General features: G+C 69.5%; 7 protein-coding genes. 5 read left to right on the forward strand and 2 right to left on the reverse strand.

From position 1 onward, the window contains the following. The 4 genes from VFF46_RS13650 to VFF46_RS13665 form a co-directional block, all read left to right on the forward strand. Positions 1 to 1,186: alpha/beta hydrolase (locus tag VFF46_RS13650; RefSeq protein ID WP_325037474.1), on the forward strand; the 1,186-nt coding region annotated here is incomplete at its 5' end. Then, complete coding sequence (locus VFF46_RS13655) at positions 1,183 to 2,373, forward strand: sensor histidine kinase (RefSeq protein ID WP_325037475.1); 1,191 nt, start codon at positions 1,183 to 1,185, stop codon at positions 2,371 to 2,373. The genes VFF46_RS13650 and VFF46_RS13655, both read left to right, overlap by 4 nt. Continuing rightward, positions 2,370 to 3,017: a response regulator transcription factor gene (locus VFF46_RS13660; RefSeq protein WP_325037476.1), complete on the forward strand. Its 648-nt coding sequence runs from the start codon at positions 2,370 to 2,372 to the stop codon at positions 3,015 to 3,017. Before VFF46_RS13655 ends, VFF46_RS13660 begins: the two co-directional genes overlap by 4 nt. A 91-nt stretch (positions 3,018 to 3,108) precedes the next feature. Further along, a complete protein-coding gene (locus VFF46_RS13665; protein ID WP_325037477.1) occupies positions 3,109 to 4,836 on the forward strand; it encodes a glycosyltransferase in 1,728 nt (575 codons plus the stop codon). A 78-nt stretch (positions 4,837 to 4,914) separates the two neighbouring features. Here the strand turns inward: VFF46_RS13665 and VFF46_RS13670 are convergent, their stop codons facing one another. Beyond that, on the reverse strand, positions 4,915 to 5,385 hold the full coding sequence (locus tag VFF46_RS13670; protein ID WP_325037478.1) for a GNAT family N-acetyltransferase: 471 nt from the start codon (positions 5,383 to 5,385) through the stop codon (positions 4,915 to 4,917). A 7-nt stretch (positions 5,386 to 5,392) separates the two neighbouring features. Continuing rightward, on the reverse strand, positions 5,393 to 5,743 hold the full coding sequence (locus VFF46_RS13675; RefSeq protein ID WP_325037479.1) for a GNAT family N-acetyltransferase: 351 nt from the start codon (positions 5,741 to 5,743) through the stop codon (positions 5,393 to 5,395). Between the two features lie 235 nt (positions 5,744 to 5,978). Between VFF46_RS13675 and VFF46_RS13680 the strand changes: the two genes are divergently transcribed. Beyond that, positions 5,979 to 6,739, forward strand: a 761-nt coding sequence (locus tag VFF46_RS13680; RefSeq protein ID WP_325037480.1) for a N,N-dimethylformamidase beta subunit family domain-containing protein, incomplete at its 3' end; no start/stop codon positions are given.

Consider the following 6,739-nt stretch of genomic DNA (forward strand, 5'->3'; position numbering starts at 1 on the left):
CGTCGCGGTGAAGATGCCGCAGAGTGTGCTCGACAGCTACGACCTGATCGGGATGGACCCGCGTGGCATGGGCCGGAGTACGCCGGTCAAGTGCAACCTCACGGACGAGCAGCTGCTTTTCGGCAACATCCCGCCGTACGCGAAGAATGCCGCCGACGTCGCCCAGCGGGCCGAGCAGTCGCGGCAGATCGCGAAGCAGTGCGCGACGTCCGCGAGCGCCTGGATGCTGCCGCACGTGAGCGCCGCGAACACCGCCCGCGACCTGGACCGGATCCGGACCGCGCTGGGTGAGCCGAAGATCTCGTACCTCGGGGCGTCCTGGGGCACGTACCTCGGTGCGGTCTACACGACCATGTTCCCGGAGCGCAGCGACCGGATCGTGCTCGACAGCAACCTCGGCCCGAGCGGCTGGGACTACCAGAGCGAGCGGCTCTGGTCGCAGGGTTTCGAGGACCGGTTCCCCGACTTCGCGAAGTTCGCCGCCGCCAACTACCGCGAGTACGGTCTCGGCCGGACGCCTGCACAGGTGAAGGCGAAGTTCTTCGAGCTGACCGCGCGGCTCGACAAGCACCCGGTCCAAGGACCGGACATGGCGTGGGACGGGGCGATGCTCCGCCTGGTCTCGTTCGGTTACTCGTACGGCGGGGTGCAACTGCCGAAGCTTGCCGAGGTCTGGAAGGCGCTGGACGCGAACCAGCCGCCGGCGCCTGCCGTAGCAGCCGAGGCCGCGTCGACCAAGGCTGCCGATGTCGACAACCTGGTCGCGGGCCGGTACGCGATGATCTGCAACGACTCACGCTGGCCGACCTCGGTCGAGACGTACCAGCGCGCCGTGGCCGTCGACCGGATCCGGCACCCGATGTTCGGGGCCGCCGGGGCCAACATCCAGCCCTGCGCGTTCTGGCCGAAGCCGGCCGAGGCACCGGTGAAGGTCGGTGACAAGGGTCCGTCGAACGTACTGATGCTGCAGAACCTCCGCGACCCGGCCACGCCGCTGGCCGGCGCCGAGCAACTGCGGAAGGCGTTCGGCGACCGGGCCCGGATGGTCACGGCCGACCAGGGCGGTCACGGGGTCTATATGCTCAACAAGAACCAGTGCGCGAACTACGCAGGTACGACGTTCCTGCTGACGGGCAAGCTCCCGGAGCGCGACTACGAGTGTTCCGCGGAGGCAGCCCCCCGGTGATCCGTACCACCAACCGGACCTTGAGCCGCTCGCTGTTCGCGCTCGAGCTCCTCGCGATCGCCGGCCTGAACGTCGACGAGGGCGTCCGACGGTTGTTCCTGCAGCATCCCGCCCAGCTGGGCGGGATCCTGTATCTCGGGTCGAGCGCGGTGATCGGAGCGCTCGCGCTGCTGCGGCACCGGTACCCGGGCGCGACCCTGCAGCTCGTGGTCGGCGCGATCGGGGTCTCGTCGGTGTGCAGCGTGGTCGGTTACCTCGCGGAACCGGCCGCGCCGCTGGCCGGTGACGGCGAGACGGTCGGGCTGGTGCTGCTGGTCGGCTCCGGCTGCCACCTGCTCCGGGCGCGAGCGGCCGGAACGGTCGCGATCGCCGGCGGGCTGGCGATCGTCCTGGCGCCGATCCTGCGGTACGGCAGCCACTCGACGACGCTGACGATCTCGGTGCTGTGGGCCGTGCTGTGGGGTTGCAGCGTCGCGATCGGGCTGATGCTGCGCGACGCCGACGCGCGACGCGAGGTGGCGCTCGCGACCGCGCGCAACCGTGAGCGGCTCGCGCTGGCCCGGGAGCTGCACGACCTGGTCGCGCATCACATCACGGGGGTGGTGGTGCGGACGCAGGCGGCCCAGGTGGTGCTTGCCGACGGCCCCGAACAGGACCTGCTCCGGGAGATCGAAGGTGCGGGCGCGGAGGCGCTGGCCGCCGTACGCCGGCTCGTCACGATGCTGCGGAGCCCGGAGCAGGAATCTCCGCTGCGGTCGGGCGGCATCGTGGAGGCGGTCGAGTCGGCGGTCGACGGCACCGCGAACGTCGAGCTGCGACTCGCGCCGGGGCTGGCCGATCTGACCGTCGCCCCGGAGACCGTGTCGACCGTGCACCGCGTCGTACTCGAGTCGTTGACGAACGTCTGCAAGCACGCCCCGGACGCGCAGGTCATCACCGTCTCGGTGGGGACAGCCGTCGAACGCGGGCGGGCGCTGCTGCGGGTCGACGTACAGAACGACGGAGTGCGACCCGGTCGTGGCCTGGCGCATCGGGCGGCCGATGGCTACGGGCTGGTCGGAATGGGCGAGCGCATCCACGCGTTGGACGGGACGCTGACGGCCGGCGAGTACGGCGACCGCCACTGGCGGGTCCTGGCCGAGCTGCCGTTGCCAGCTGGTGCGGCGCCTACGGAGGGAACACCGTGACACTTCGAGTCCTGCTCGCCGACGACCAGGCGATGGTCCGGACCGGCTTCCGCCTGATCCTCGAACGTGAGGACGACATCCAGGTGGTCGGTGAGGCCGAGGACGGCAAGCAGGCGGTCGATCTCGCGCGGGAGTTGCGTCCGGACGTGACCTTGATGGACATCCGGATGCCGCAGCTCGACGGCCTGGCCGCCACCCGGCTGCTGGCCGGACCGGAGGTCGCGGACCCGCTGCGGGTGCTGGTGGTCACGACGTTCGACCTCGACGAGCTCGTCCACGAGGCCCTGCAGGCCGGGGCCTGCGGATTCCTGCTCAAGGACGCCGGTCCGCGCCTGCTGGTCGAGGCGGTGCACGCCGCCGCGAACGGCGAGTCCCTGGTCTCACCGTCGATCACGACTCGGCTGCTCGCGCACTTCAGTACGCCGAGCGGCCGGACGCGCCGCGCCGAACCGGCGCTGACCGAGCGCGAACTCGAGGTGACGAGGGCCGTCGCCCGCGGGCGGACGAACGCCGAGATCACCGCCGAGCTGACGATCTCGCTGTCGACGGTGAAGTCGCACCTGGCCTCGGTCCAGCGCAAGATCCTGGCCCGTAACCGCACCGAGGTCGCCGTCTGGGCGTGGGAATCGGGCATCGTCCGCTGAACCGGCTATTCGACTGTCGCCGAAAGGTACCGGGCACGAACCTCCGACTTCCTAGGCTGCGAAGGGTTGTCCGGTCTGCGGAGGAGTAGCTGTGCTGGTGGTTGATGTCTGTATCGGTGTTCTGGCGGTGGTGCATGTCGTTGCCGCGGGCATCCTGTCGGCGCAGGTGTTCAGCGAGCGACGCGGGCCGCTGTGGGGCGACTACTCGGCCACCGGCATGGTCTTGTGGGTCACGCTGCTGGCCTTGGTCGGTCTTGGGACCGTACGGGTGTTCATGGCGCTCGCGGAGTTCAGGGGCAACGCGGTGACCGTCGTACTGCTGTGGGTTGTGGCGGTGCTGAGCGTGATCCGGACGGTGCCGGCGTTGGTGCAGCAGTACGAGGGGTGGGACCCACTCATCCGGCGGCGCTGGCGGGTCTCGACCGAGCCGCTCACCGGGTGGACTCCCCCGGCGGACGCGCCGTTCGTCACGGTGCAGGTCCCGATCCACGCGGAGCCGCCGGACATCGTGATCGCCACCCTCGACCACCTGGCCCGGCTGGACTATCCGGCGTACGAGGTCCTGGTGATCGACAACAACACCAGCGATCCGGCGTTGTGGCGGCCGGTCGAGGAGTACTGCGCGACGCTCGGGCAGCGCTTCCGTTTCGTTCATGTCGAGGGGATCACCGGGGCGAAGGCCGGCGCGCTGAACTGGTCCCGGTCGTTGCTCGATCCCCGGACCGAACTCGTGGCGCTCGTCGACGCCGACTATCAGGTGTCGCCGGAGTGGCTGCGGCACACGGTCGGCCTGTTCGAGGATCCCGGGCTGGGGTTCGTGCAGTGCCCGCACGCCTATCGCGACTTCGAGCACTCCCGGTACCAGCGGATGGCGAACGCGGCGTACCAGTGGGCACAGTCGACCGAGATGGTCTCGCGCAACGAGCAGGGCGCGGGGATCACGGTCGGGACGATGTCGCTGATCCGGTTGACCGCGCTGGACGAGGCCGGCGGGTGGGCGGAGTGGTGCATGACCGAGGACTCCGAGTTCGCGATCCGGGTGCACGCGGCCGGCTGGCGGTCGAAGTTCGTCACCAGGGTGTACGGGCGGGGGCTGATCCCGGAGACCTTCGAGGAGCTGAAGAAGCAGCGCTACCGCTGGACGTACGGTCCGGGCCAGGAGTTCAAGCGGCACTGGAGGATGTTCGTCCCCGGGCCGTGGCGGGTGCGGACCCGGATGACGACGGGGCAGCGCTGGCGGCACGGCAACTACGACCTGGTCATTCTCACGACTGGTGCCGGGGTGCTGTCGCTGCCGATCAGCGGAGCGTTGCTGGTGGCAATGAGTGTCTCGGGCACCGTGCCGCCGGTCGTGCCCGCCGTACTCGCCGGCGTCGTCGCGATGCTGATCGCGCGCCGGTTGATGCGGTGGACGATCTACCGCAAGGTGGTCGGATTCGACAACCGCACCACGGCCGGCGGGCTGGTCGCGCTGCTCGCCGTCCGTCCCACCATGGCCGGTGCCGGGCTCGACGTACTGCTGGGTCGTCGTACGTCGTTCCAGCGCACCGACAAGTTCCAGCAACAGGCCAGCCTGCGGCGGGCACTCGCCAGCGCCCGCACCGAGGTCGTCCTCGCCCTCGCCTGCCTGACCGCCGCCATCCTCTGCCCGCTCGTCCTGCCTGCCGCGCCGGCGACCTATCTACTCGGCCTCACGTTCATCTGGCTCGCGTACCTGCACAGCACCGCGCCGTACCTCGCCTACCGCGCCGAGGCCGACCTGCTCAGTCGCCAACCGGATCCTCGATCGCTGTCGCGGCCCAACTCGCGAGCAGCCTGAGCCCGTCCACTGCTCGCTCCTCGGTGCTCGGTTCGTTCCCTTGCACCACCGAGCCTGCCGAATCCCCCCTTTGCGGTCTCAGGCGTCCAGCTTCAGACGCATGTCGTAGTTGGGGAGGTTCTGGCCGCGGATCCAGTTCTGCTCGTTGGCCCGTTCGACCTCGAAGCCGAAACGCTCGAACGCGGGCCGGGCTGTCCGGCTCGCGTGGGTGTGGAGTTCACGCAGACCCAGCTCGCGCGCCTTGGCCAGGACCGCTTCGACCAGCGCCCGGGCAACACCGCGACCGCCGGCGTCCGAGTGCACGAAGAGCATGTCGAGGAGGCCGTCGTCGGTGACGTCGCTGAACCCGACGACCTGGTCGTCGATCACCGCGACAAAGGTGTGAGCGGCGGAGCGGCGCTTGTTCCATTCATCCAGGTCGACCTCCTGCGGCGCCCACGCCGCCACCTGCTCCGCCGAGTAGTCCTTCGACGCCGTACCACGGACCGCGTCGAAGTACGCCTCCCAGGTCGGGCCGGCGTCATCGGGGCCATAGGGACGTACGCGCACGTGCGGGCTACCTTTCGCGGGTGGAGACGGCGTGGAGGTGGTCGGGGCGGGGTTTGGTGACGTGGGCGGCGTATTCGGGGTGTTTGGGGAGCCAGGCGGCGACGTACGGGCAGACGGGGACGATGGTGTAGCCCTGGGCGATGACGTCGTCGACTACTGCGCGGACCAACTGAGAGGCCAGGCCCTGGCCGCTGTAGTCGTCGGAGACTCCGGTGTGGAACAGGACTCGCTCGACGCGGCCGTCGGTGGTGACGTCGACGTAGTCCTCTTCGCCGATCTCCTGGTTGGACTCGGCGTCGATCAGGACGTATCTGGATTCCGCGGGACGGTTCTGTACTTCGAAACGCTGGTCGGTCATGGTCGGCCTTTCGTCGAGTCGTTCAGCTGGCCTTGACGACCAGGAGGGCGCTGCGGTCGGCGTCGAGCTCGACGCCGTACCGGTGCAGGTCGCCGGTCAGCGCGATCAGCTTCTCGTCCATCTCACTCGCCTTCCGCTCAGGGCTGCCGCGTCGACAGTACTGCGTGGTCGGCCGAGTCTCAGCGTTTCCTCATCGCCGGGTGTCTACGATCCTTCCCGGACTCGGGAGGTGCTGTTGAGAGGTGCGAGGCTGCTGGCTGCTGGGGTCGCGGCGCTACTGGTCGTGAGCGGTTGCCAGGGGCCGTCGGCCGGCTCCGGACAGGGCCAGGTGGACGTCGGACCGGAGCAGAGTGAGAGCGCTATCGGCTGGGGGCGACAGCCGTGGCAGGTCCCGGACAGACAGGTTGCCGGCCCGATGGAGCTCGCCGGGTACGCCGACCACGTCAGCGTCCGCAGCGGTGAGTCGTTCCGGCTGTTCGTGACCTCGTCCGTGGGGGCTTACACCGTTCGTGCCTACCGGGTCGGGTGGTACGGCGGCGCCGGTGCGAAGCTGATCTGGACGTCGGCACGTCTCCCGGGCAAGGCGCAGCCGCAGCCGATTCGGACCTCGGTCCGGATGGTCAGTGCAATCAACTGGACGCCCTCGCTGACCGTGCAGACCAAGGGATGGCCGGCCGGCAGTTACCTCCTGCTGCTGCGGGGCGCGAACGGCAAGGAGAAGTACATCCCGTTCGTGGTCCGCTCGGACAGCGCTCGCGGTGCCGTGCTGATCGTCGACGCGGTCAACACCGAGGAGGCGTACAACGCCTGGGGCGGGTACTCGCTGTACCACGGCCCGCACCGCCGTCCGGGTGTGCGATCGCTGATGGTCACGTTCGATCGCCCGTACGACTTCGACGGCGCCCGCGGGGTGCTGGGCCAGTACGTCCCGCTGGTGCAGGTCGCGGAGCGGAGCGGCGTACGGCTGGCCTATGCGACCAGCGTCGACCTGCTGGC

The sequence above is a fragment of the Kribbella sp. genome (assembly GCF_035655035.1).
Taxonomy (GTDB): Bacteria; Actinomycetota; Actinomycetes; order Propionibacteriales; family Kribbellaceae; genus Kribbella.

Bases quoted from the DNA above. Each gene is read 5' to 3' on its own strand.
- VFF46_RS13675 (WP_325037479.1), bottom strand. From the start codon at position 5,743: ATGACCGACCAGCGTTTCGAAGTACAGAACCGTCCCGCGGAATCCAGA.